The following is a 24,396-nucleotide window of genomic DNA, read 5'->3' as shown; positions in this document are numbered from 1 at the left end:
ATTAGCCTACTTGAAAACCATTTTTAGTGGGAAGTGACGTTGTTAATAAAGTCACTTCCTGCTTATTATCCCCATAAACACCTAATACCAGGCATTCGCTGAAAAAATTGGCGATCTGCTTTTTAGGGAAATTGAGGACTGCTAAGATTTGTTTGCCGATCAGGTCTTCTTTTTTATAAAATGCAGTAATCTGGGCAGAAGATTTTTTGATGCCCAAATCCCCGAAGTCGATTTCTAACTGATAAGAGGGATTTTTTGCCTTTTCAAAATCATTTACGGAAATAATAGTTCCGGTTCTTATATCTATTTTCTCAAAATCTTCCCATGTTATTTCCGGCTTTATCATAACGGTAAAGAATTAATCAATTGTTCTACTTCTGTTTTCTGTTCTGCATATTTATGCTGTAATTCCGAGCCTTCACCCATTCTCCGGTAATATTCCAACGCTTTATTTCCGAAAAACTTCTTGTGAAAATCTGAAACATCAGGAATTTGTGGGAAAACTTTGTGGAAGAGCATTTCGTAATAGGCCTGAAATTCACGTTCATTTTTATCTTCAACTACATTTCCCGGAGCCTTCTGTCTTACATGGAGCATTTCATGAGCTACCATATTAAGTACCAGGCTCAGGTCAAAATCGAAAATGTTTTTAGGGATCATCACCTTCTGGGGCTGTCCCAGTTCTCCTTCGGCTGTTAAAAGCATAGAATTGGGAGAAAGTTCTTCCCGGAAACCAAAACCCGCAAAATTATCATGCTCCAATCCGAAAGAATGGATCAGGTATTCTGCCGCATCTATGATCTGATCATGCTCTTTATAAGCATTAAGGTGTAGGCTTACTTGCTCGAAATTCATTCAAATATTGTTTTGACAAATGTATTGATAGAAATTATCAGATAAAAGTCAAATGTTAAATTTTTCAATTTTTTCAAAACTTCATGCAAGATTTTCAAAAACCGGGGTTTATATCAATGAGTGCGCACCACAATTAATGTATAATGTAAAGAATTAAAGCAATGAAAAAATTGATAGTGCTTAAAGCTGTTGTGGCTGTTTTATTTTTAAGCCTTTTTTTAATATCCTGTGAAGATGATTATGAACCGATTCCGGTAAAATTGGAAGATGTGAATGGAAATTATAAAGGAAAACTGATAACGTCACAAGGAAATATCCAGTCAGAGAAAATAATAAATTTTACTGCAAAAAAAGATACCGTTAAATTTGCAGAGTTTCCTATAAGAGAAATTGTAAAAACTGTAATTCAGGATCCTGTGAAGACGGAAGCCGCATTAGTTGCGATTGGGAAAGTGAAGTATAATCTTGACTATACCACCAAGATTAATACAGCGAATAACGTGATAGAGTTAACTTTTGCCCCTAAAACCCTCCAGTTCCAGATCCCGGTAGACGGAGTGAACAAAAATACGGTAGTGACGATTGCCGCCAAGCAGAAAGGGTATTATGTAGGGCAGGATTTCTCATTAAGATTTGGGTTGGTAGCAGAAAAAATAGTAGTGGACGGATTGATAATAGACCCTTTTACAACAATTAAATATGACTTCCCCTATTGCATAAAAAATTAAATAATAGTTGATGATGCTTATAGATTGCGTCCTTAAAAAACGCAATCTATTTTTCATGAGATAAACAGCGCACAATCAGGAGTATAAAATAAATGAAAGAAACTAAGGAGCAGATTTTGGCAGACCGTCTTTTGCGAAAAGAAGAAGAAGCCTGGAAAGAACTTTTCAGTGCTTATTCCGGTCATCTGTCCTATGTGTGCTCACGCTATATTACCGGGAAGGAAGATGTACATGATGTATTACAAAACAGCTTTATAAAGATGTTTCGGGCCATAGAATCATTTGAATACAGGGGAAATGGTTCTTTAAAAGCCTGGATTACCCGCATTGTAGTCAATGAATCGTTGAAATATATCAGGCAAAACACGGATTTCAAATTAATTGATGGAGAATTTGATTTTCCTGACCTCCCGAATGAAGAAGAGCCTAACCTTGAGAAAATACCACAAACGGCCATTATGAAAATGATCCGGTCTCTTCCTGAAGGGTACAGAACAGTTTTTAACCTGTATGTATTTGAAATGAAAAGCCACAAAGAAATTGCAGCGCTTTTAGGAATTGCAGAAAATTCTTCGGCGTCACAATTTCACAGAGCTAAAGCAATGCTTGTTCAGAAAGTTAAAGAATATAAAATGTCAAAAGAAGCACAATATGAGTAATCAATGGTTAAATAACCTGCGGAGAAAGATGGAAGATCACACCGAGGATGTTCCGGATGAATGGTGGGATGACATCAGAGATGAATTATTCAGTGAAGATGATAAAAACAAAGGAGTCGTTTTTACAACGGATAATCATGAACCGGAGAAAAAAGAAGAAAAAGCTTCAGGATATACTATTAAACCATTATTATATCGCATAGCAGCAGTTGCTGCGGCCATTGCTTTCCTGTTGATTATTGGGAAGAGATTATTTAACATGGCTAATGAAGAGCTTCTGCAAAAAGAAACATACTCCCAGGATAAAACTGTAAATCGCAAGCTCTCGAATGATCAGATCGTTTCAACAGAAAACAGGAGTACAACTGAAGATCGTTCAGAGAAAAACAATGACGGATATGCTGTATTACCTCAAGCCTCACAAAAAAATATTTTCGAAAATATCCTTGACAAAATAATGAACGAAAATAATAAGGATAAAGAATTGAAAATAAATACTCAAAGGAGTACTGAAAATGCAGAAATTTTAAAACAAAATACAACGATAGTTCAGGAACAAAAGACGACCCCTGAAAGTCAGAAAGTTGAAGAAGTACAGGATGAGCTTTCAAAGCTTGAAGAATCTGTTGTAAAAGAAAAATCCAAATTGGCAAAACACCAGTCTAAAAAATCCTGGATGCTGAACTTATTGACCGGAAGCACATCTTCCGGTTCGGCGCAGCAGTTTCCCGGATATGCAACCATGAGCGGAAGTCCGATGAGTGTAGATGAGGTATTCCATATTTCGGATTTCCATGAAAATCCTCTGACCCAAATATTATTGGCCAACCAAGATGAAGAGGTGAAGGCAAAAGTAAGACATAAAATACCGGTAACATTAGGCGTTTCACTGTATTATAATGTAGGGAAAAAATGGGGAATAGGAACGGGTGTGAACTATACAAAACTGTCCTCTGAACTTCGTTCCGGAAGCAGCTCTAATCTCATTAAAAGTGACCAGTCGGTTCATTATATAGGAATCCCGGTGCAGGTTAATTATAATGCCGTCCAAAAAGGCAGATTCACGGGATACATTACAGGAGGAGCTCTTGTAGAAAAGGCTGTGGCAGGAAATGTCAAAACAAAATATATTGTCAATGATGAGGTGAAAGAAGAGAAAACAGAAAACTTGGAAAGTAAACCTACTCAATTCTCTGTGAACGGCGGATTGGGATTTCAATACAAAATAATAAACAATATAGGAATCTATGCAGAACCGGGTGTAAGCTATCATTTTAAGGATAATAGTTCTCTTAATACCATTTATAAAGAAAAACCACTGAATTTTAATATGAAGTTCGGAATAAGGGTTCTGATCGATAATTAAATTACCCTATCATATAGAAAACCATCAACACCAACAAAATTGACTATGAAGACAAAATTGATTTTTTTAGCTTTTTATGCATTCATCGGAATGCTGAATATTAAAGCGCAATGTTCACTTACACCTACCATTACAAGTCCGAGACTGGGGGTCATGTTCCCTGATAAAGTCGTTTTCTGTAATACAGAAACAGAAGTATTGTCCACACAAGCATATGGTACTTACCAATGGTATAAGCAGGAGTGGACCTGGCAAACCCCTAACCCTAATCCTTGGGTAGCTATTCCGGGAGCAACGTCACAAACTTTAACCATCGATGGTGCCAATGACATGCTCTATTACTTTAAAGTAGAGGTTACTCTTAATGATTGCACCGCCGAAAGCCCGGCTATTATGGCGGATGGCTATGCGTATGGTCTTCCTTCCATGTTAACGACTTTAACTCCGGGAACTTATCAGCAGATTGATGCGGGGGAATATAATGTTTGTGAAGGGGCTTCCGTAACATTTGAAAATACGTTTCCGGTTTTGTATGGAGTACATACATGGTATAAATGTACACCGGGTAATATTCCGCCTGTAGCCGGAGATCCATGCATCATTAACGGCGTTGTAGGGGATTCATATGTGGCAACTACATCCGGAGAATATGGTTTTTATGCCTGTACGGAATACTGTCCGGATCAATGTGAATTTTTAGGTTTGGGAGGATTTGTAAAGCTCAACTTTGGAATCTGGAGCTTTTGCAGCCTTGGAACAGGAGAGACCGCTCCTAAAAAAAATGATTTAAGCGTATATCCGAATCCAACTACCCAACTTCTATATATAGGCAAAAAATCGGACAAAAGCTATGCGGATATTTCAATTGTGGATGTCTCGGGCAGAGTAGTATTTCAGAAAAGCAATCACCAGTATAACGAAGCGATAGATGTAAGCAGGCTTACGGCAGGGAATTATTTTATCATTTCAAAAAGTTCCGATGGAAGAATATATAAAAACAAGTTTATTAAGAAGTAATATACTCAAGATATAATGAATCCAAGAGAGGATTTGTTTAGTTTTTCAATAATGGTTTGATCGGCGCAAATAAATTTGCGCCGATTTTTAATTATTCAGGTAATTTTTTAAAAATTTCTTGTGTGTATTGAAATTTTAAAAAATTATAAAATGACTTGTTTATAATTTCCTTTAATAATTCATGGTTTAAAAAATTTTTTCGTAATCATCTAAACATTCTTATCTGCAGGGTTTTATAAAAAATATTACATTTACATAAAACACAATCATGCTGGTAAAAATTTATGGAAGCGCAATTCATGGAGTTGCGGCTCAAACGATTACTATTGAAGTCAATGTAGATACAGGAGGAGTAGGTTACCATCTGGTAGGACTCCCCGACAATGCTATCAAAGAAAGCAGCTACAGAATATCAGCGGCATTAAAAAATGTCGGATATAAAATTCCTGGAAAGAAGATCACGATTAATATGGCTCCTGCTGACCTTAGAAAAGAAGGGTCCGCCTATGACCTGAGTATTGCTATTGGAATTTTAGCCGCATCAGATCAGATCGTTGCTGAAAATATCCATCATTACATCATTATGGGTGAGCTGTCACTTGACGGAAGCCTCCAACCGATCAAAGGGGTTTTGCCTATTGCCATTCAGGCCCGGGATGAAGGCTTCAAAGGTATTATCCTGCCCAGGCAAAATACGCGGGAGGCATCCGTTGTCAGTGACCTCGAAGTGTATGGTGTAGAAAATATTAAGGAAGTAATCGAGTTTTTTAATGAAGGAAAACCGATTCCAAAAGAAACCATAGACACGACGAAAGAGTTTCAGGAAAAGATTAACCAGTTTCCATTCGATTTTTCTGAAGTCAAAGGGCAGGAAACAGCGAAAAGAGCAATGGAAGTTGCTGCTGCGGGAGGACACAATATTATCCTCATAGGGCCACCCGGAAGCGGAAAAACGATGCTTGCCAAAAGAATTCCGGGTATTTTACCGCCTCTTACTTTAAAAGAAGCCTTAGAAACAACAAAAATACATTCGGTAGCCGGGAAAATAGGAGCCGAAACATCTTTGATGACGGTAAGGCCATTCAGATCGCCCCACCATACAATTTCAGATGTTGCCCTTGTGGGTGGCGGAAGCTATCCTCAGCCGGGAGAAATTTCTTTAGCCCATAACGGAGTTTTATTTTTAGATGAAATGCCGGAATTCAAAAGAGCCGTATTGGAAGTAATGAGACAGCCTTTGGAAGATCGGGAAGTTACTATTTCCAGGGCTAAATTTACGGTCAATTATCCCGCAAGCTTTATGCTAGTGGCGTCTATGAATCCCAGTCCAAGCGGGTTTTTTCCTGATGATCCGAATAACACTTCTTCTGCATTTGAAATGCAAAAATATATGAATAAGCTTTCAGGACCACTTTTGGACCGCATTGACATTCATATTGAAGTTCAGAAAGTAGAATTTGAACAACTAACGGAAAAAAGAAAAGGCGAAAAAAGTGAAGACATCAGACAACGGGTTTTGATAGCGCGTGAGATCCAGAGAGAACGGTATAAAGAGTTAAAAATCAGCTACAACGCTCAGATTGGTCCTAAAGAAATCGAAAGGTTTTGCCATTTGGACGAAACATCATTGAATTTAATAAAACTGGCTATGGAAAGACTCAATCTTTCCGCAAGAGCTTACGACAGAATTCTGAAAGTTGCAAGGACTATTGCCGATCTGGAAGAATCCGAAAACATTTCATCACATCATATTTCAGAAGCCATACAATATAGAAGCCTGGACCGGGGCTTTTGGAGTATTTGATACTACAATTTCTAGCGGAAATAAATGTATTCTTACTTATAACGGGTTTGAACGAAATCACACAGGCTTTAGGAGAATTAATTCTCTTGTTGGAGATAATTAACAAAATTTTAATTGCTAATTAAAATTATTATATTAAATTTGAGTGTCAAATATTTAAACATATGTAATTATGTTAATAAATATTTAAAAAATAACTGAAATTTATTATTCATGATTGAAAAATAAAATAAATGCCTTTTTGCAAATAAAAATGGAATGCTTTTTATAATTATATTTTATATGTAGTTTCATTTTACTTACCCAACAATTACAAAATCGAATTTAAAATATGCTAATAATTAAACAGGGCGGATCTTCTATGCCCATGATTTCTCAATGGAGAATTTTTTCTTTTCATCATATCATATAAAAGGATTTCTTAAAATCCCTTATATCAAAATATTATACTAATTAAAAACTAATCAAAATATCTTTTAACCAAAACACTCTATTAACATGTCAAACACATTAACAACACAGACGCTTTTAAGCAACACCATTGTCTCCTTATCTTATGAAGACAGAGAGAAACTTTTAAACGATTTCAACCAGACAAATTGGGATTATCCGGAAGAAGAGACCCTGGTTTCTCTTTTCAAAAAACAAGTAAGCCTATTCCCTGAAAATATAGCGGCGGTTTTTCAGGATCAGCAGATCAGTTATCGGGAGCTGGACGAAAGGAGTAATCAAATTGCAAACGCCCTTTTAACTAAAGGGATAAAAGAAGGAATGTATGTAACCGTATGGCTTGATCGTTCATTGGAATGGGTAATAGCAATACTTGGTATTATTAAAACAGGAGCGGCTTACGTTCCGGTAGATCCTGCTTACCCTGCCAAAAGGGTAGAATTCATCCTTTCGGATACTTCTGCGAAGGTTATGATTACCAATAGCTTATTGGCTGGACTTTTACCTGAAAATAAAAATACAGAAGTTTTTATTTTCGATGAAATAGAAGATACTTCAGGTCAGTCATCAAGTCCAATACACATTACGATTCATCAGGAAGCATTAGCTTATACCATTTATACCTCTGGTTCTACAGGAAACCCTAAAGGAGTGATGGTCTCACATCACAGCATCCAGCATTTAGTCACCTGGCACAATCAGTATTTCCATGTTGATCATACTTCGAAACTAAGCCTTGTTGCAGGCCTGGCCTTTGATATTTCTGTTTGGGAAATTTGGGCGGCACTCACTTCCGGGGCCAGCATTTTTATTGCAGATAATGAAGAACGGACGGAAGCATCGGCATTGGTAAACTATTATCGGAAAAATAAGATTACACACGGTTTTGTGCCTACTGTTCTTGCTCCTGCAGTAGTTGAGAAAACAAAGAGTTATCATGATTTAGATTTAAAATATCTATTTACGGGAGGAGAAAAGCTTAAACCGGTACTGACTTCAGAGTTAAGTTACGAACTTGTTGATTATTATGGTCCTACCGAATGTACAGTGTATGCAACATTCAAAAAAGTTAAAGATATGAATGGGCAATATGTATCTTCCATTGGAAAGCCTATAGCAAATGCACAGGCCTATATTTTAGGAGAGCAATTGGAGCTTTTACCTGTAGGTGCGACCGGGGAATTGTATATTGGGGGAAATTTATTGGCAAAAGGATACCTTAATAATGAGGAATTAACGAATACTAAATTTGTTTCCAATCCATTTAAAGAGAAAGAAAAAATATATCGTACAGGAGATTTGGCAAGATGGTCTTCGGATGGAAATATTGAATTTTTAGGAAGAATAGATAATCAGGTGAAAATTCGTGGATTCCGCATTGAGCTGAACGAAATTGAGCGGACCCTTACGCAATTGGATAATGTAAAGGAAGCGTCTGTCATTACAAAAGATAATCATGGCGGGAATAAATACCTTGTTGCTTTTGTGGTGTTGCGGGATGGCGCTCAGAAAGATATTTCATTCATCAGGAATCAATTAAAAGAAGAATTACCAGGTTACATGATCCCTGCCCAAATTATTTTCCTGGATAAAATACCATTGACGGCAAATGGAAAGACAGATACCAACTTCTTGAAGGAACTTGCTGATAAAGAAGCGAAGGAACTTGTTTCTCATGAGCCGCCAACGAATGAAACGGAAAGAATTATCGCAGGTATTTGGGCTGAAGAATTGGAACGTCCTGTAATCAATATCACGGATAATTTTTTTGATATCGGTGGAAACTCACTTCTGGTTGCGATTGCTGCAGTAGCATTGGAGGAAAAGCTAGGAATAAAAGTTTATATCCGGGATGTTTATCAGTATCCGGTATTGAGGGATTTTGCTAATGTTCTTATTGCAAGGGCTAAAGAAGAAAGAGAAATGATCCCGGTAGAAGATGTGGAACCCTATGTTGAACTTCAAAATGATGTTTATCTCAACCCGGGAACTGTCTTTGAGGGGACTTTTGATCCTCAACAATTAGAAAATCCGGAGTCCATATTTCTGACAGGCGTTACAGGATTTGTCGGAATTCATTTGTTACAGGAGCTTTTGGATACGACTAACGCTGATATCTATTGCTTAGTAAGAGCACAGGATGAATTTCACGCCTTGGGAAAAATTGATACATGTTTTCAACAATTTCACATTCCCAGAAAGGCAGAACAAGTATCAAGAATTATCCCTGTAATAGGCGATCTGTCAGTTCCATCATTAGGCTTTTCTGAGGACACATTTAATTTACTTGCGGAAAAAATTGATCTTATTTATCATTCGGGAAGCTCTGTAAATTTTATTGAACCCTATTCTTATATGAAAGCACCCAATGTGGAGGGGTTAAGAGAAATCATCCGTCTTGCCGGAACAAAGAAAACAAAATGCCTGGCTTTATTATCAACAATCTCTGTATACAGCTGGGGACACATTTTTACAGGTAAAACCGTAATGCTGGAAAGTGATGATATTGAGCAAAATATTATTTCAGTAAGTAAAGATATCGGATATGTAAGAAGTAAATATGTGATGGAGGCCATCGCAGATCTTGCAGCGAAAGAAGGATTGCCGCTGATTACTTATCGTCTTGGCTATGCCATGTGCCACAGTGAAACAGGAGCTAGTGCACCGTACCAATGGTGGTCGGGGTTGGTTAAGAATTGTATTGAGTTTAAATCCTATCCTGCATTGACGGAACTCAGAGAAGGATTAATTACGGTTGACTATATGACCAAATCAATGGCTTATATCACAAAAAATAAAGACGCAATTGGAAAAAAATTCAATCTGATTGCAAAACCTGAGACCAATCTCACTTTAGAAGACTTCTTTGGTTTAATTAAAAAATATTATCCGTTTACTTTGAACGGACTTTCATATAAAGATTGGAGAGGGCAATGGGAAAATGACAGCAAAAATCGTTTATATCCATTAACAAGCTTGTTTAAAGATAATATGCATGAAGGGCTATCTACCGTAGAGCTTTACCAGCATACTTATATCTGGGATTGTTCAAACGTGATTAAATTCCTTGAAGGATCAGGAATTGAGGAGCCGGTTTTTGATAAAAATTTACTGGATTCTTATCTTAGATACTTAGGAATTCCTATTTCTTAATATTTATTTTTTTGAAAACGATTCAGGGCAACGAAGTTGCCCTGAATCGTTATTTAATAATATGACATCAAACGAAATTCTGATATTTTGCCCTATTTACAAAACTATGCAGTATAGAAGTCTGGACAGGATTTGGAATATTAATTTTTTCACTAAAATAAAATGCGTCAAGTTTTGGCGCTTTCGAAAATTACTTTTGTCATAATAACAATTACAAAATTTTATTTTATGAATTTTCCATTTATTTTAAAAAACTCCATGGCGGAAATGAGAAATCTTTCACTAGGAGAAATCGCAGATCTTCAAAACGATGTCTATAAAGGAGTCTATCTTTTGGGGTATTATACAGAAGGAGACACTCCTGATCCTGTAATTTATTATAAATCAAGTACAAATGCCCCTGATGATGGGGGAAGTGTCGTTATTCCTTCTGCCGGAGGAATAAAGTTGGAGCATAGATTTAAAGATGAAATAGACATCAGATATTTTGGAGTGATAGGAGACGGAATGACTAATGAAACAAATCCTGTAAAATCATATTTTGAGTATGTGAATTTAAATAATCTCTTTTGGGTTATACCAGGAAGATTTAAAATTCTCATTAATGAATCATTCGATATAAAAACGAGTGGACGGTGTGATGGTAAATTTTTACTTCAAAAAGGTAATGACGATGTTACTATAAATATTGTACGATCTCACACCGGTGAAAATGTTGATATTAGCAACTGGGATATTAATAAAGCTGTCCGTGGAAGCTTAGACGTTGGCTTTGTTAATGATGGAATTGCCAATCTGCTTTTTGATTCAAATGAAATATTAATTGAACGTATTGGGGCTGGACCATATTACAAGAAAGAATTTGTTAGAACCAATGAAGGAAAGCTAACAACACCTCTTGTATGTTCTTATACGGATAAAACCCAATTAACTGTTACTAAATTTCATATAGAAGAGCCTATTATTATTGATAATCTTATTATTGAAGTACAGGGAAGCCTTGTCAATGGATCCAAATATTTGCTCATCAAAAGAGATAATGTTACACTTAATAACCCTAAAATTATCAATGAAACTAATAATACGGGTAGTGTAGCTATGGAAATAGATAAATGTGCAGACGTTATCATAAACTCCCCTTTTATTAAAGGGTTTACAAATGCCGGAAACGGATATGGAATTGCAAACTATGAATCCATAGGAGTTACCATTAATGAAGGAAATGTAATAGATTGCAGGCATGGCTACACCGGAAGAAACAGTGTGGATGTTACCATCAATAGAGGTGTTTGGGAAGATGGGATAGATGATCATTGGACAGACCGATTTACAGCAAATCATCCGATTATAAAGACAGACTTAGGAGGCGCAGGATTTCAGTTTGCAGGAAATGATATTACCCTTAATTCACCAATAGTAAATGGGGCAGCAAGGATATTTTTTGGAATTCGGATGGATACTCCCAGTTTAGGAGGGATTATAAACATACATAATCCAGTCTTTAATTCAAGTGAGATAGATGATGTTTACTTATTTGCATATACAACTCCCGGAGGAAAAGAAAATCCAAGTGAATTGCCTAATTATACCAATAAACCGACGTTGCCAAAGAGCTTAAATATCATTAATCCAGTAATAAATACGAGGGCAAAAGAAATATATTGTTTTTATTTAGGCGTTTTTAGTCACTCATATACTAATCTTGAGAGGCTAAAAATAACAGATCCTGTAGTAAATGTAGTAGATCCATCACCTACAACAGCATATATATCTGCACTCTTTATAAAAGACAGTATATACCAGGAAGTTTATCAAACGGAAATAGAAATTACAGGAAGATTGATGACCAATGTTGCTAATACGCTAAGTGCATATATAACCTCCAGATATAAAGATGAATATAATGGAAGAATTGATTTAGTGCTAAATAATAGTTTTGGATATAAAACTGTTCGTTTTAGTGGAGATAATGTTAAAAATGTCATCATGCATGGCGGAGAAATAAACAATTTTGATATTGATGACCCAAATTCAAGTTTCGATACATGTAATATCCAGTTCAAAGATGTAGAGTTCAATGGAGGGGCTATTTATCCTGGTCTTTCTCATGCATTATTCCAAAACTGCATATTTAAAGGAGATTATACCGTATTTCCTCCGGCTAATCAAGTGTCTTTAGTTAATAATTTAAAGTATAACATATCCGGCTTGCCTGCTAATATTGTGAATAATATTGTAGCCCCATTCCAGTAATTTTATAGAATAAATTATAAAAGGAGTTTAGATTTTTTCTAAACTCCTTTCTTTCCATCCAGAATCATCCGAATCATTTTTATTTTTCTGTTTTCCCTGGTTTCAGCCTTTTTTGCTTCTTCAATCCAGCGGATATATTCTTTCCTATGGGTATAGCTCATATTGTCAAACAATTCTTTTGCTTCAGGACTTTCGTTAAAAAGTACGGCAATATCATCTGCAATGTCTACGGTTCTTTCTTCCTTATCTTCAATAATACTTACTGAAATCTCATCTCCAAAAGTTTTTCCCAGTTGTTTCCTGATTTCCTGGGTTAAGCCTAAAATATGACAATCCGATTTCATTTTAGCAAGACTTCCACGGTATTCAACCTTATCATCAAATACAGCTTTGATTTTTACCTGTCCTTTTTTACCGAATAATTGCTCCGTAGAAAATGGAAATTCTACAAACGCTGCATTCATATTGCCGTTTTGCCTGATAACTCCTGAAAATTGTATGGCTTCAGATTTCATGGGATTAAATTATTTTTTTTCAAAAATAAAAAAACCGTGAAATAACTTTCACGGTTTTTTAAATCATATAATAGGTATTATTTTGCCTTTTTGGTTTTCTTAGGCTCTGCTGTAGTCCCTGAATTCTTCGTTTTTGTATCAGGAGGAGTATTTTCACCTCTTACAAGCTTTAATTCATCTACTAATCTTCTTGCCCCTGCATATTTATCAATTACCCAAAGAACGAAACGTACGTCAACGTTAATGGTTTTCTGCCATTCAGGCTCGAAAACGATATCTCCGCTTAAAGCTTCGCTGTTTCCGTCGAATGCAATACCGATAAGGTTACCATCACCATCAATTACCGGAGAACCGGAGTTACCTCCTGTAATATCGTTATTGGAAAGGAAGTTAACAGGCATATATCCTGCAGCATCTGCATATTGTCCGAAATCTTTCAGGTTATAAAGATCAATTACTCTTTGCGGAAGATCAAATTCTTCATCACCTTTTTTGTATTTACTTACAAGACCTGTCATGTCTGTATAATAGTTATCAGTAACTCCGTAGTAGTTTCTGTCTGTTCTTACAGGCAGTCTGTCTACAGTTCCGTAAGTTAATCTCATCGTAGAGTTAGCATCCGGATAGAATTTTTTCTCTGGCATAGCTTTCATTAAACCAGCTAAAAATAAACGGCTGTTTTTAGCAAAACTATCATCTACTTTAGCATATTTTTCAGTAGATAGTCTTTGATCGGTAGCTAATCCGTTAGCAATTTTCAAAAGCGGGTCAGCATCAAGCTTTAGACGATCCGGATTTAAAATAAAGTTGGTAACCGAAGTTTTGTTAGCAAAAAGAGAAGAAAATGCTACCGTAGATAAGTTTTTAGCATCTAATGCCATTAACGTCGGTGAAGCCACCTCTTTATTTACTCTTGTCTGATAAAGATTAACCATTGAGTTTAGCATTTCTCCTTCCAGCTGAGTGTTGAAATTTTCATATACGCCCTTCACAGCTGCGTCTACTTTAGGTTTCATGGCAAGTCTTCCCTGCATATCCTGTTCAGCGTATGCTTTAAGAACAGATCCCAATTGGTAAGCAATACTAAGATATTTAGAATTTCTTGAAAGCTGGGTCATATAGTTTCTTTCAACATTTCTGTCCGAAACCTGCTTGTAATAGGATGAAATGTTTTCCAACACCCCGTCATACTCCAGGTTTCCGGGTTGTGAAGACCATTGTCTGAAGATTGCTTCAATATTCTGCTTATCAACAATCGTTTCATTTTTGGCCACTGCATCAATGGTTCCTTGTCTGTTTTTCCAGTAGTTGGCCACTGATGCATATTGGGATGCATAATTCAGCTGAGTCGCTTTGTCCTTATCCATATACTTCTTCATCACATCCATTGCTAATTTAGAAGCTTCTACCCATGCCGGATAATCTTTACCTACCATTTGCTGGATACCGTAAGAAGTAAGGTAACGGTTTGTTCTACCAGGATACCCTAAGATCATTGAGAAATCACCAGGCTTGATTCCTTTAAGAGAAACTGGTAAGAAATGCTTAGGCTTTAAAGGAACATTGCTTGGAGAAAATTCAGCAGGATTTCCTGCTGCATCGGCATACACTCTGAAAACAGTGAAATCTGCAGTGTGTCTTGGCCATTCCCAGTTATCAGTATCACCACCAAATTTCCCTAATGAGGAAGGAGGAGCTCCTACCAACCTGATATCTTTATAATCTTGGTAAACAAAATAGTAAAACTCATTTCCGTTGAAGAAATCTTTCACAACAACGGTGTATTTCCCGTTTTCAGAGTTTTCTGACTGGATAGCTTTTGTTTCAGCATCAATAACAGCTTTTCTCTGCTCTCCGGTCATATTGTTATTTAGTTTAGAAGTGATTCGTTGGGTAGCATCATCCATTCTAACTAAAAATCTTACATATAGATCTTTTGCGTTGAACTCATCTTTTTGTTTCATTGCCCAGAATCCGTTCTTCAAATAATCTTTTTCAGGAGTAGAAGCAGCAGCAACAGCCCCATAACCACAGTGGTGGTTGGTGAAAATAAGACCTTTGTCTGAAACAATTTCACCTGTACAGAAACCTCCGAAGCTTACAATAGCATCTTTTAAGCTTGAATTGTTCACAGAGTAAATTTCCTCCGGAGTCAGATGCAAACCTTCTTTTTGCATGTCAACACCATTAAGTCTTTTGATGAGCATTAACAGCCACATCCCCTCATCTGCTCTCATTTGAGCAAAACTCAATAAGAAAGTGAATAGTAGAAATATTCTTTTCATTTTTATAAATTAAATTTTTGTGTCGCTAATTTACTAATTTTTACAATATTCTGTTTGGAAATGGTATGAAAATGGGATAAAGCTAGTTATGAAAAAAATAATCATTTCATTTTTATCGATTCTTGTGTTGGGAATAATGATCAACTGCTCTTCAGCACATATTGAAAATCCCCATATCCAAAGAGAATGGATGTTGGTTTCTTTTGAGAATTTTTCTAGAGATCAGCTTGTAGCCAGTAAAGCAGGAATCAACCTGACCGCAGAAAAAGAAAACGGAAAAATCCGGGGTGGGGCTTTTATGGGCTGTAACAGGATATTCTTTACATCAGAATTTAAGAACAAGGGGGAATTGAAAATCTCGGGAGCGGGAAGCACTATGATGGCATGCAAGAACATGGATTTGGAAACAGCATTTGTGAAAAGCTTTGAAAAGATGAAAAAATATTCCGTAGAAGGTCACTTCCTTACGTTATCGGACGAAAAAGGGAACACTATGAAATTTGTTGCTGCAGATTGGGACTAAACAATAGCTATAAAATGAAAAGTCCGCTACTGCGGACTTTTCCATTGAAAGAAGTTATTAGTTTTTAGGTATTGTCTTTTTAATTTCTTCTAAAGTTGCTGTGTTAGGCAAACCCTGTACATGATTATTTGTGTTCCTAGAATCTGTTTTTCGGGATTTTTGTCTGTTCGGAATTGTCGCTAATACTTCTTCTAAAGTTGCCGTATTCGGTAATAATTTACCGGAATTATTATTGGAGGGCTGTGTTTTGGCTTCCTGCTGTTTTTTAACCTCAAGTCCCTGTTCGGAAACTAATTGCGTGGTTTGTTGCTTAGGCGTAGTCTCCTGAATGCTTTTCATCAATTGAGCCTGATGTTCTTTCGCCTGCTTTACAATGAGCGCCTGATCCTCCTGTAATTCAGTTGTTCTTTCCTGGGCATGAATAATGATGCTTAATGTCAGAAAGGCAATGGTATATAATGATTTCATGGTAAGTTTATTTAATGTTTACTAAAACTTTTATTTTTCCGGTCTCATTTTGATCATAATCCTGAAGGGCTTTTCCGATTACTTGTCCTATCTGTACTTTTTTCAGGTCTGCTTTCATGGCAACACCGGGGATTGATGAAGTTACCAGCATATCTCCTCTTTTGATCTGTCCCCCCTCCAAACAAACTTTGGTAGGGATTACCCCGATAACTCCCATAGGAACTTTATCGGAAATATCAGCATCTATATGTTCTTCCGTAAGCAATACGCCTGGCTTGGTGGCATATACACCCGCTACAAGACTGGAGTATGGTTTTGAGGACTTTTCTACTGTTCTGTCGGAATCCGTAGAAATCACAAGAATATCTCCTGTTTCATATTCAGAAATATTTCCTTCCACATCAAAAACCTCCGCTACGTCTGCACCACTGTTCTGAGTTCCGTCATTAAAAAATCCTCTTCCTGCAGAATTGATACGGGCAACATTTACAGTTCCCGGGTTTCCGGATTTGAATATAGCTATTGATCCGCTGCTGTGAGTTTCTACGGTAAGGGGAGGATTGGTATTGCCTGTATTGTAATTAACAAATCTGGCAGCACGTCCATTACCAAAATTAGGAACCCAAGCATAAATTGCGTTTCCTGTACCGTCAGCCGTTGTTTCTACTCCATCACCACCATTGGATGCGTTAGCGGTAATACCGTTTCCGTTTCCATCCGCAATGGCGATCAAAGCGGGTCCATTTCCTGCAGGATTACTGGCATGGAATAATCCTGCGTATCCACCGGTACCTGAAGAAACCCCATAGATACCTGCTGTTCCGAAATTGGCGAATTGGGAGTTTACCTCACCTCTCACGGCTGCTTTTGTTCCGGTAACCTTATCAACCTTAAAGTTTCCTGCAATACCATTTCCTACAGTTGTCACGGTTATTGCGTCACTGGTATTGGACTCATTGAAAATATTAAACCTTCCTGCACGTCCTGTGGCAAAAGTGGGAACCCATGCGTATAATGCATTACCGGCACCGTCAATATTGGTTTCAACACCATTCCCATCTTTACTTGCGTTGGCAGTAATGGCATTTCCGTTTCCATCCGTTATTGCCACTAATGCGGCACCATTTCCGGATGCGTTTGAAGCATGGAAAAGTCCCGCAAAGCCTCCGGTGCCTGAAGAAATACCAAAAATACCTGCAGCGCCGAAGTTTCCAAATATGGTTTTAACTTCTCCTCTTACTGCGGCAGCAACACTATTGGTATTATTCACTAAGAATGATGCGGCATTACCCTGTGTGTTGTCTGGGATATTTCCGTTTCCGTTGGTTTCTACTTCAAAAGCATTTTTAAGGTTGGTTGCACTCAAATTTTCAAAACGTCCTGCGCGTCCTGTACTGTTGTTAAGCCCGATTTGTCCTAAAACACCTACTCCGGTTCCGGTAGCGTTGGTAGCAACAAATCCTCTTACCCCATAGCCTCCGCCATCATTTCTACCTACTACGGCTCCGGCTATATCACTGGTCGTTCGCCCTACTACAGCTTCCCCGTTTCCATTATTATCACCTATAACCCCCGCAGAAGTCTGGGCACTTGTAATTCCATGCAGTGCAAACCCGGCCCCTGTTGAACTTCGGACTCCGGCTCCGTTTCCTGTTGTGGTAACATTTACTACTGTTCCGTTTCCTACGGAATTAGCGACAATTACATTATTATTGTTGGCATTGTTATAAATTGAAAAATTGGCTGGAATACCATTGTTACTGGTAGCATTCAAACCTGTTCCGGTATTACTGTTTGCGTAAACACCATATCCGTTGGCACTGGCATTTCCGTAAACGCCTAATCCATCAGGAGTTACCCCGTAAACACCCCACCCGCTTCCGGCCTGGCTTCCATATACACCTACACCCAAACCTCCGGTACCATTATTAATACCGCGGACTCCGGATGAAAAACCTCCGGGAGACGCGCTGTTGACAATACCTCTCAATGAAGCAATATTTGAAGTAGTGGTATTGTTGATTCCTTCTACGGAACTTCCATCACCATTATTGATAAGAGAGAAAAGAGTAGAAGCGTTATTCAGGGTATTGGTATAAGGAAGAGAAAATCCTCCACCGCCGCCACCTGCTGATTTAGCATACATGGCGTAAGGAACACTAAGCAATTGGCTGGTTCCTGTAATGATATAGTTAGTTCCCCCCGCAGGATCGGTTTCTGTTTTTAAATAATAGCTCCCTGTAGTCCAGTCAATCGTATTAAATGTTCCCGTAAGCACGGTTCCGGAGCCTATTTCCATACTTATAAGACCGTTAGCATTGGTATTTCCTGTAAGTCTTTCCGAATATACTGCAGCACCTGCAGGTGAACCCTGTAAAATGCTGACTTTTACAGCGATGCTCTGGTTGGGCAACAACTGTCCCGAATTGTTTCGGATAATTGCCTGATAACTCATCTTTTCAGGCACTTGAGCTGAAGCCAGAAAGGCACCCAGCGCAATTGCTATCGTGAATAAAAATTTTTTCATGGTCGTTTATTTTTTTATGATTTTAAATGTTTTGATGTTCCTGTCCTTCTGGGTAATTTTAATAATATACATGGCAGAAGGAAGGTCAGAAAAATTAAGTTCGGATTTTGATTGAATGATCTTATCCTGCCTGATTAATTTCCCCTGCGCATCAAATAATTGATAGCCGGAATTTCTGTAATCAGCTGATGTGAAATCCAAATAGAGGAAATCTTTAAAAGGATTTGGATACAGTAAAATACCATTTTCTTTAGGATTGCCGGATTCATTAGTTGATAGAGTGGTCACTTCAAAAGCCGATTGCACTCCTTCCATTATTTCTGTATTGGTGCCTTTATGGAGAAAGGCAATTTGTCCTACACTGTAAGAGCTGGACCCGTTTCCTGTGGCATTACCTCCGGATGCTAAAACCGCCATTTGTGATTTTAGAAGTCCCGAAGTTGTCAATAGCCAGAGAAAAAGAAGGGAAGTAAATTTGATTTTCATATTAGGTTTTATTTTATGGTTATTAAATAGTATTGTAACTTATTTAGGGACACTAAATTACCATATAATAAGACCTGATATTTTTAAAATAGATAAACGACAGAAAAAATCGACCAACGACAATTTAAAGAAAATCGTTATGGTTCAAAAAAAGAAAGATTGCTTTTGTATGCCCTTCCGATAGGGAGTTTAATCTGTTCCACAAGCTCCACTTCATGATTGTTTTTACTTCTGATAAGATGCCGGGGTACGGCATAACTACGATGAATCCGTACAAAAGAATCAAAATAGCTTTTATGTAAAACATTCCCGAGGGAGTCCAGAATGCAGTGTTTTTTTTCCGGGGTTACAATTCTGGTATAATCTTTCAGCGCTTCAAGATAAAGGATATCTGTGATTTTTACCTGATAAATGTTTCCGCCTTCTTTTATTTTGATACAGTTTTCACCAATCAAGGCATCAAAGCATTCGCACTTTTCTTTAGTTTCAAAAAAATCGAAAAGTCTTTGCATGGAATGATGAAAACGGACTGTCTTCAGAGGTTTCGGAATAAAATCCAATGTGCCCAGTTCAAAAGTTTCTGCAGCAAGCTCGGGATGAGAGCTTACAAAAATACAGGCGGGAATTTTGTGGGCTAGTTTTCTGAATTCGAGACCACTCATTCCGGGCAAATCAATATCAAGAATTAAGAGATCGATGGGGAGCTCAAGATAGGGTATGGCTTTTTCAGCCGAATTAAAGGATGCAATAATTTCAATATTTTCATATTGGTTGATATGATGGTGAAGAACCAGTCTGTCCAGTTCATCATCATCAATAATCATACATTTAATATTGGTAATCATGATACGCTGGAATATTAGTTTTTATGTAGTTTTCAACTGTAAAGGTTTTCAATTGAAAAATAAGCACCATAAAGATAATAAAATTCTATAAATCAGCAATATTGATAATTGATATTGTATCAACTCAATGTAAATAAAGACTTTTTTTGCTTTTTATATTTAAAAATATTATCTTGTAAATCTCATAAACATAGACAAAACTTAATGTTAGAAAAGAAGGAACATCAATATGAAAAAGCGGTTTTGGTAGGACTCATTACCAAAGACCAGGATGAGGATAAGCTGAAAGAATACATGGATGAATTGGAATTTTTGGCTTATACAGCGGGAGCAACGGTAGAAAAAAGATTTACCCAAAAACTATCACAACCTGATTCCAAAACATTTGTCGGAAGCGGAAAAGCGGAAGAGATTAAAGAATATGTAAAAGAAAATGAAATAGGAACTGTGATTTTCGATGATGAGCTTTCCCCATCACAACTTAAAAATCTTGAAAGAGAAATTGAAGTAAAGATCTTAGACAGAACCAATCTTATTCTTGATATTTTTGCTCAAAGAGCACAAACCTCTTATGCAAGAACTCAGGTGGAACTTGCACAGTATGAGTACCTTTTGCCTCGGCTGACAAGGATGTGGACTCACTTGGAACGTCAGAGAGGGGGTATCGGAATGAGAGGACCCGGTGAAACCGAAATTGAAACTGACCGTCGTATCATTCGTGACAGGATATCCTTATTGAAGGATAAGCTCAAAACGATTGATAAGCAGATGGCTACTCAAAGGAATAACAGAGGAAAGATGGTACGTGCAGCGTTAGTAGGATATACCAATGTTGGAAAATCCACTTTGATGAATGCACTCTCAAAGTCTGAGGTTTTTGCTGAAAATAAATTGTTTGCCACTCTGGATACAACGGTTCGAAAAGTAGTGATCGGAAATTTACCATTTCTGTTAACGGACACCGTTGGGTTTATCAGAAAATTGCCGACCCAGCTTGTGGAGTCATTCAAATCTACATTGGATGAGGTAAGAGAAGCTGACCTGCTGATCCATGTGGTGGATATTTCACATGAAAGCTTTGAAGACCATATCGCTTCGGTGAATCAGATTTTGCAGGAAATTGATGCGCATAGAAAACCAATGATCATGATTTTCAATAAGATCGATGATTTCAGCTATGAGAAAAAAGATGAGGACGATTTGACCCCTTCAACAAGAAAAAATATTTCTTTGGAAGAATGGAAAAAAACCTGGATGGGCAAATCGAAATATCCAACCGTGTTTATTTCTGCCTTAACGAAAGAAAATTTCCCGGAAATGAAAAAAATGATTTACGATGAGGTTATGCAGATTCATATTTCAAGATTCCCGTACAACGATTTTCTTTTTGAATATTTCGATAACGACGAAGAAGATAACAACGATTAATGAAAAATTACTTTTTCCTTTTATTTCTTCTTTTTTCGGTTTTTGGATTCAGCCAGAAATCAAAATTAGATTTTAAGAATATTGAGAAAAACCTTGAAAATTCTCAATCGCCATATCATTATGATAAACTGATTTTTAAGTACAAAGGATATCCTAAATCCTTGGATAGCATTGAAGCGCAGCATCTGTACTATGGAAGGAACTTTAAAAATGATAAAATCTCAACATCGGATGAAGCATTTAAAAGTTTAGCCGAAGCATTTAAGACTAAGAACTTTGAAGAATGCATCAAACAAGGAAAGGCTTTGTATGATAAGGACCCTACCAATCTGGATGTATTGCTCATTTTACTGAGAGCATACGACGATAAGAAAGATGCGGGTAATTTTAGCCATCATCTGAGCCAGCTTCGGTTATTGACGGATGCTATAAAATCTTCCGGGGACGGAAAATCTGAAAAAACAGCATATCAGGTCAATTCTGTAGGAGATGAGTACATCTTACTCAATATGCTCAATATAGGACAGGATTATACAAGAGGTTCAAAGCCCGGAAAAGACGGGATGTTCGATATTTGGAAAAAAGACAACAACACAATTTACATAAAAGTCCTTTATTTAGACTTTTAAAATTTTAAATATAAAACAGCTTAGTGGAATTATATTATTCATTTTCAGCTTTAATAGTTTTAGCATCAATATTTGCCTATCTTAATTACAGATTCCTTAAGCTTCCGAGCACCATCGGGATCATGGTGATCGCCATCGTGGTTTCCATTTTTCTGGTTTCATTTGGTGAAACGGTTTTACCAAGAACATTCGGTCATCTTAATAAACTGATGGGAAGTATTGACTTTACTGAGGTTTTGATGGGAGCAATGCTTAATTTTCTATTATTTGCCGGAGGAATTCATATTAATATCAATGACTTAAAAGAACAATTTTGGCCGGTTGTCATATTTTCTACTGCCGGAGTTGTAATCTCTACGTTTGTCGTCGCTTTTGGAGTATATTATTTATTGCCACTGGTGGGGCTTCAGCTGCCGTTCATTTATTGCCTTGTTTTTGGAGCGTTGATTTCTCCTACAGATCCTGTGGCGGTATTAAGTATTCTAAAGCAGGCGAATGTTTCTAAAGCATTGGAAACAAAAGTAGCAGGCGAATCTCTTTTTAATGATGGGATGGCTGTAGTGGTTTTCACGGTGGTAATGCAATTGGCAATAGGGAATGAAGTGGATTTGGGAGTTGAAAGCATCATTTTGCTCTTAATGAAAGAAGCCGGAGGCGGATTGCTCTTAGGGGTGATTCTGGGATGGGTCACTTCCAGGTTAATGCGGGAAGTGGACGACTATATTATTTCAGTTTTGGTAACATTGTCTGTGGTGATGGGAGGCTATCTTATTGCAAGGCAAATGCATATTTCAGGACCTTTAACAATGGTTGCAGCAGGTCTGTTCATGGGGAACTTCAATGTGAAGTTTAAAATGAAATCCGTGACTCAGGATTACCTCATCAAATTCTGGGAATTGATCGATGAAATTTTGAATGCCGTATTGTTTCTGTTTATAGGGTTTGAGCTCTTAATGATTAAGGACTTAAGACACTTTATGATTCCGGGAATGGTTGCAATTGTTGTGGTCTTATTGGCTAGATTTATCTCTATTTGGGGTCCGACGAAATTTATGTCTTTCAAGACGAGATTCAGCCCGCAGACTGTAAAAGTTCTTGTTTGGGGTGGAATAAGAGGCGGAGTTTCTATTGCTTTGGCGATGTCTATCCCAAAAAGTGAATACAGCAATATTATTTTAAGTATTACTTATTGTGTAGTTGTATTCTCTATTATAGTTCAGGGACTTACTATTGCAAAAGTGGCCAATCCAAACAAAATTGCCAAAGAAGAGCAGGAGCAGGAGAGTGTTGCTTTAGATAAAGTTAATTAAAATGGTAAGAGACAGATGAGTGTATTAGTTAAAGAAATACAGGAAGCCTTAGCGGTCTTGTCCATTCCTGAAAAAGCAGCATTTTTTCCAAGATTCTTTAAAACGGGTAAAGGAGAGTATGGCGAAGGAGATTTATTTCTTGGCGTTACGGTTCCTGATCAACGCTCAGTTGCGAAAGAATATTATTCAAAAATTTCATTGGAAGACTTAAGCTTGTTGCTTTCTTCAGGGTATCATGAGCATAGATTAACCGCTTTATTTATGCTGATCTCCAAATTCGAGAAAACAAAGGATCCTGCTGTGAAAAATGAGATTATCGATTTCTATCTTAATCATCTGAAACATATCAACAATTGGGATCTGGTGGATTCAAGCTGTTATAAGATTCTGGGGAGATATGCTTTTGAAAACCAAAAAGAAGATTTGTTGAGGAAGCTGTCTGCTTCTGAAGATATGTGGCATAAGCGAATAGCCGTGGTGGGAACCATGCATTATATAAAAAAAGGGTCTTATCACCTGACAAAAGAATTTGTAACAAACAATTTAAAGCATTCTCATGATCTTATGCATAAAGCCAACGGATGGTTATTAAGGGAAATGGGAAATAAAAATGAGAAAGAGCTGATTGATTATCTTAATATTCATTATAAAGAAATGCCGAGAACATGTCTGAGATATGCGATTGAAAAACTGGATGAAGACCTGAGACAAGACTATTTAAAAGGCAGAATATAATGGATTGTTTCTTTTGGAAAACGTGCAGCCACTATTTTTTACATTTAATTTTTCCGACTTTCATTGCACTCATTTTTTATCGTGATCATTGGAAAAAAGTATATTGTATTTTGCTGGCAACAATGTTGGTAGATTTGGATCATTTGTTTGCTGATCCTGTCTTCGATCCTTCAAGAAACAGCATAGGATTTCATATATTACATTCTTATTATGCTATTGCGGTGTATTTTTTGATGCTGTTCTTTAAAGGAAATATCAGAATAATTGGCATCGGATTATTATTTCATATGCTGACTGATTTTCAGGATTATCATTTCTGGTGTCATTAATAATTGATTAATATTTTCTTTTAATATTTTA

Annotated in this window: 21 protein-coding genes; 13 read left to right on the top strand and 8 right to left on the bottom strand. The window is 37.1% G+C overall.

The genetic code is table 11. From position 1 onward, the window contains the following. Position 1: 1 nt before the first annotated feature. On the bottom strand, positions 2-346 hold the full coding sequence (locus BCF58_RS14285; protein WP_121462487.1) for a tRNA-binding protein: 345 nt from the start codon (positions 344-346) through the stop codon (positions 2-4). After that, positions 343-855, bottom strand: coding sequence for a hypothetical protein (locus BCF58_RS14280; RefSeq protein WP_121462486.1), 513 nt, complete (start codon positions 853-855; stop codon positions 343-345). Before BCF58_RS14280 ends, BCF58_RS14285 begins: the two co-directional genes overlap by 4 nt. Positions 856-1,016: 161 nt before the next feature. On the opposite strand from BCF58_RS14280, the gene BCF58_RS14275 reads away from it, so the two are divergent. The 7 genes from BCF58_RS14275 (at position 1,017) to BCF58_RS14245 (ending at position 12,285) form a co-directional block, all read left to right on the top strand. Further along, positions 1,017-1,583, top strand: a complete 567-nt coding sequence (locus tag BCF58_RS14275) for a DUF4840 domain-containing protein (protein WP_121462485.1) — start codon at positions 1,017-1,019, stop codon at positions 1,581-1,583. Between the two features lie 92 nt (positions 1,584-1,675). Next, positions 1,676-2,242 carry an RNA polymerase sigma factor gene (locus BCF58_RS14270; protein WP_121462484.1) on the top strand — a complete coding sequence of 189 codons (567 nt, stop codon included), beginning with the start codon at positions 1,676-1,678 and terminating at the stop codon, positions 2,240-2,242. Then, a complete protein-coding gene (locus tag BCF58_RS14265; protein WP_121462483.1) occupies positions 2,235-3,608 on the top strand; it encodes an outer membrane beta-barrel protein in 1,374 nt (457 codons plus the stop codon). Before BCF58_RS14270 ends, BCF58_RS14265 begins: the two co-directional genes overlap by 8 nt. Before the next feature lie 45 nt (positions 3,609-3,653). Beyond that, on the top strand, positions 3,654-4,625 hold the full coding sequence (locus tag BCF58_RS14260) for a T9SS type A sorting domain-containing protein (RefSeq protein ID WP_121462482.1): 972 nt from the start codon (positions 3,654-3,656) through the stop codon (positions 4,623-4,625). Positions 4,626-4,893: 268 nt separating this feature from the next. Further along, positions 4,894-6,429 (top strand): YifB family Mg chelatase-like AAA ATPase, encoded by a 1,536-nt coding sequence (locus tag BCF58_RS14255; protein WP_121462481.1) that lies wholly within the window; start codon positions 4,894-4,896, stop codon positions 6,427-6,429. A 498-nt stretch (positions 6,430-6,927) separates the two neighbouring features. Continuing rightward, entirely contained in the window at positions 6,928-10,032 is a 3,105-nt protein-coding gene (locus BCF58_RS14250; protein WP_121462480.1) for a non-ribosomal peptide synthetase family protein, read from the top strand. 228 nt (positions 10,033-10,260) lie between these two features. Next, positions 10,261-12,285, top strand: a complete 2,025-nt coding sequence (locus BCF58_RS14245) for a hypothetical protein (protein WP_121462479.1) — start codon at positions 10,261-10,263, stop codon at positions 12,283-12,285. Between the two features lie 38 nt (positions 12,286-12,323). Here the strand turns inward: BCF58_RS14245 and BCF58_RS14240 are convergent, their stop codons facing one another. Then, positions 12,324-12,800 carry a YdeI/OmpD-associated family protein gene (locus BCF58_RS14240; protein ID WP_121462478.1) on the bottom strand — a complete coding sequence of 159 codons (477 nt, stop codon included), beginning with the start codon at positions 12,798-12,800 and terminating at the stop codon, positions 12,324-12,326. Positions 12,801-12,877: 77 nt separating this feature from the next. After that, positions 12,878-15,085 (bottom strand): S46 family peptidase, encoded by a 2,208-nt coding sequence (locus tag BCF58_RS14235; RefSeq protein ID WP_121462477.1) that lies wholly within the window; start codon positions 15,083-15,085, stop codon positions 12,878-12,880. 88 nt (positions 15,086-15,173) lie between these two features. On the opposite strand from BCF58_RS14235, the gene BCF58_RS14230 reads away from it, so the two are divergent. Continuing rightward, the gene (locus BCF58_RS14230; RefSeq protein ID WP_121462476.1) at positions 15,174-15,608 is read left to right on the top strand and encodes an META domain-containing protein; all 435 of its coding nucleotides are present in this window, start codon (positions 15,174-15,176) and stop codon (positions 15,606-15,608) included. Positions 15,609-15,665: 57 nt separating this feature from the next. On the opposite strand, the gene BCF58_RS14225 is transcribed toward BCF58_RS14230, so the two are convergent. The 4 genes from BCF58_RS14225 to BCF58_RS14210 form a co-directional block, all read right to left on the bottom strand. Beyond that, positions 15,666-16,076: a hypothetical protein gene (locus BCF58_RS14225; protein ID WP_121462475.1), complete on the bottom strand. Its 411-nt coding sequence runs from the start codon at positions 16,074-16,076 to the stop codon at positions 15,666-15,668. 7 nt (positions 16,077-16,083) lie between these two features. After that, a complete protein-coding gene (locus tag BCF58_RS14220) occupies positions 16,084-18,603 on the bottom strand; it encodes a beta strand repeat-containing protein (RefSeq protein WP_121462474.1) in 2,520 nt (839 codons plus the stop codon). Positions 18,604-18,609: 6 nt separating this feature from the next. Continuing rightward, positions 18,610-19,089: a T9SS type A sorting domain-containing protein gene (locus BCF58_RS14215; RefSeq protein ID WP_121462473.1), complete on the bottom strand. Its 480-nt coding sequence runs from the start codon at positions 19,087-19,089 to the stop codon at positions 18,610-18,612. Between the two features lie 137 nt (positions 19,090-19,226). Next, positions 19,227-19,934, bottom strand: a complete 708-nt coding sequence (locus BCF58_RS14210; RefSeq protein WP_121462472.1) for a LytR/AlgR family response regulator transcription factor — start codon at positions 19,932-19,934, stop codon at positions 19,227-19,229. Between the two features lie 204 nt (positions 19,935-20,138). Between BCF58_RS14210 and hflX the strand changes: the two genes are divergently transcribed. Genes hflX through BCF58_RS14185 form a run of 5 tightly spaced genes read left to right on the top strand, consistent with a single transcriptional unit; the run spans position 20,139 to position 24,365 of the window. After that, positions 20,139-21,362 (top strand): GTPase HflX, encoded by a 1,224-nt coding sequence (gene hflX / locus BCF58_RS14205; protein ID WP_121462471.1) that lies wholly within the window; start codon positions 20,139-20,141, stop codon positions 21,360-21,362. Next, positions 21,362-21,991 carry a DUF4919 domain-containing protein gene (locus tag BCF58_RS14200; protein WP_121462470.1) on the top strand — a complete coding sequence of 210 codons (630 nt, stop codon included), beginning with the start codon at positions 21,362-21,364 and terminating at the stop codon, positions 21,989-21,991. The genes hflX and BCF58_RS14200 overlap by 1 nt, the downstream gene beginning before the upstream one ends. A gap of 23 nt (positions 21,992-22,014) precedes the next feature. Further along, on the top strand, positions 22,015-23,301 hold the full coding sequence (locus BCF58_RS14195) for a cation:proton antiporter (protein ID WP_121462469.1): 1,287 nt from the start codon (positions 22,015-22,017) through the stop codon (positions 23,299-23,301). Between the two features lie 15 nt (positions 23,302-23,316). Next, positions 23,317-24,036 carry a DNA alkylation repair protein gene (locus BCF58_RS14190; protein WP_121462468.1) on the top strand — a complete coding sequence of 240 codons (720 nt, stop codon included), beginning with the start codon at positions 23,317-23,319 and terminating at the stop codon, positions 24,034-24,036. After that, positions 24,036-24,365: a DUF6122 family protein gene (locus BCF58_RS14185; RefSeq protein WP_121462467.1), complete on the top strand. Its 330-nt coding sequence runs from the start codon at positions 24,036-24,038 to the stop codon at positions 24,363-24,365. The genes BCF58_RS14190 and BCF58_RS14185 overlap by 1 nt, the downstream gene beginning before the upstream one ends. The last annotated feature ends 31 nt before the right edge of the window (positions 24,366-24,396 follow it).

Origin of the sequence: Chryseobacterium defluvii, assembly GCF_003634775.1 — a bacterium.
GTDB lineage: Bacteria > Bacteroidota > Bacteroidia > Flavobacteriales > Weeksellaceae > Chryseobacterium > Chryseobacterium defluvii.
This window is presented reverse-complemented; position numbering and strand designations above follow the sequence as displayed.

What these genes read in the sequence shown, in the direction of transcription:
- BCF58_RS14285 (WP_121462487.1), bottom strand. Translation starts at nt 346, where the DNA reads ATGATAAAGCCGGAAATAACATGGGAAGATTTTGAGAAAATAGATATA.
- BCF58_RS14280 (WP_121462486.1), bottom strand. Translation starts at nt 855, where the DNA reads ATGAATTTCGAGCAAGTAAGCCTACACCTTAATGCTTATAAAGAGCAT.
- BCF58_RS14275 (WP_121462485.1), top strand. Translation starts at nt 1,017, where the DNA reads ATGAAAAAATTGATAGTGCTTAAAGCTGTTGTGGCTGTTTTATTTTTA.
- BCF58_RS14270 (WP_121462484.1), top strand. Translation starts at nt 1,676, where the DNA reads ATGAAAGAAACTAAGGAGCAGATTTTGGCAGACCGTCTTTTGCGAAAA.
- BCF58_RS14265 (WP_121462483.1), top strand. Translation starts at nt 2,235, where the DNA reads ATGAGTAATCAATGGTTAAATAACCTGCGGAGAAAGATGGAAGATCAC.
- BCF58_RS14260 (WP_121462482.1), top strand. Translation starts at nt 3,654, where the DNA reads ATGAAGACAAAATTGATTTTTTTAGCTTTTTATGCATTCATCGGAATG.
- BCF58_RS14255 (WP_121462481.1), top strand. Translation starts at nt 4,894, where the DNA reads ATGCTGGTAAAAATTTATGGAAGCGCAATTCATGGAGTTGCGGCTCAA.
- BCF58_RS14250 (WP_121462480.1), top strand. Translation starts at nt 6,928, where the DNA reads ATGTCAAACACATTAACAACACAGACGCTTTTAAGCAACACCATTGTC.
- BCF58_RS14245 (WP_121462479.1), top strand. Translation starts at nt 10,261, where the DNA reads ATGAATTTTCCATTTATTTTAAAAAACTCCATGGCGGAAATGAGAAAT.
- BCF58_RS14240 (WP_121462478.1), bottom strand. Translation starts at nt 12,800, where the DNA reads ATGAAATCTGAAGCCATACAATTTTCAGGAGTTATCAGGCAAAACGGC.
- BCF58_RS14235 (WP_121462477.1), bottom strand. Translation starts at nt 15,085, where the DNA reads ATGAAAAGAATATTTCTACTATTCACTTTCTTATTGAGTTTTGCTCAA.
- BCF58_RS14230 (WP_121462476.1), top strand. Translation starts at nt 15,174, where the DNA reads ATGAAAAAAATAATCATTTCATTTTTATCGATTCTTGTGTTGGGAATA.
- BCF58_RS14225 (WP_121462475.1), bottom strand. Translation starts at nt 16,076, where the DNA reads ATGAAATCATTATATACCATTGCCTTTCTGACATTAAGCATCATTATT.
- BCF58_RS14220 (WP_121462474.1), bottom strand. Translation starts at nt 18,603, where the DNA reads ATGAAAAAATTTTTATTCACGATAGCAATTGCGCTGGGTGCCTTTCTG.
- BCF58_RS14215 (WP_121462473.1), bottom strand. Translation starts at nt 19,089, where the DNA reads ATGAAAATCAAATTTACTTCCCTTCTTTTTCTCTGGCTATTGACAACT.
- BCF58_RS14210 (WP_121462472.1), bottom strand. Translation starts at nt 19,934, where the DNA reads ATGATTACCAATATTAAATGTATGATTATTGATGATGATGAACTGGAC.
- hflX (WP_121462471.1), top strand. Translation starts at nt 20,139, where the DNA reads ATGTTAGAAAAGAAGGAACATCAATATGAAAAAGCGGTTTTGGTAGGA.
- BCF58_RS14200 (WP_121462470.1), top strand. Translation starts at nt 21,362, where the DNA reads ATGAAAAATTACTTTTTCCTTTTATTTCTTCTTTTTTCGGTTTTTGGA.
- BCF58_RS14190 (WP_121462468.1), top strand. Translation starts at nt 23,317, where the DNA reads ATGAGTGTATTAGTTAAAGAAATACAGGAAGCCTTAGCGGTCTTGTCC.
- BCF58_RS14185 (WP_121462467.1), top strand. Translation starts at nt 24,036, where the DNA reads ATGGATTGTTTCTTTTGGAAAACGTGCAGCCACTATTTTTTACATTTA.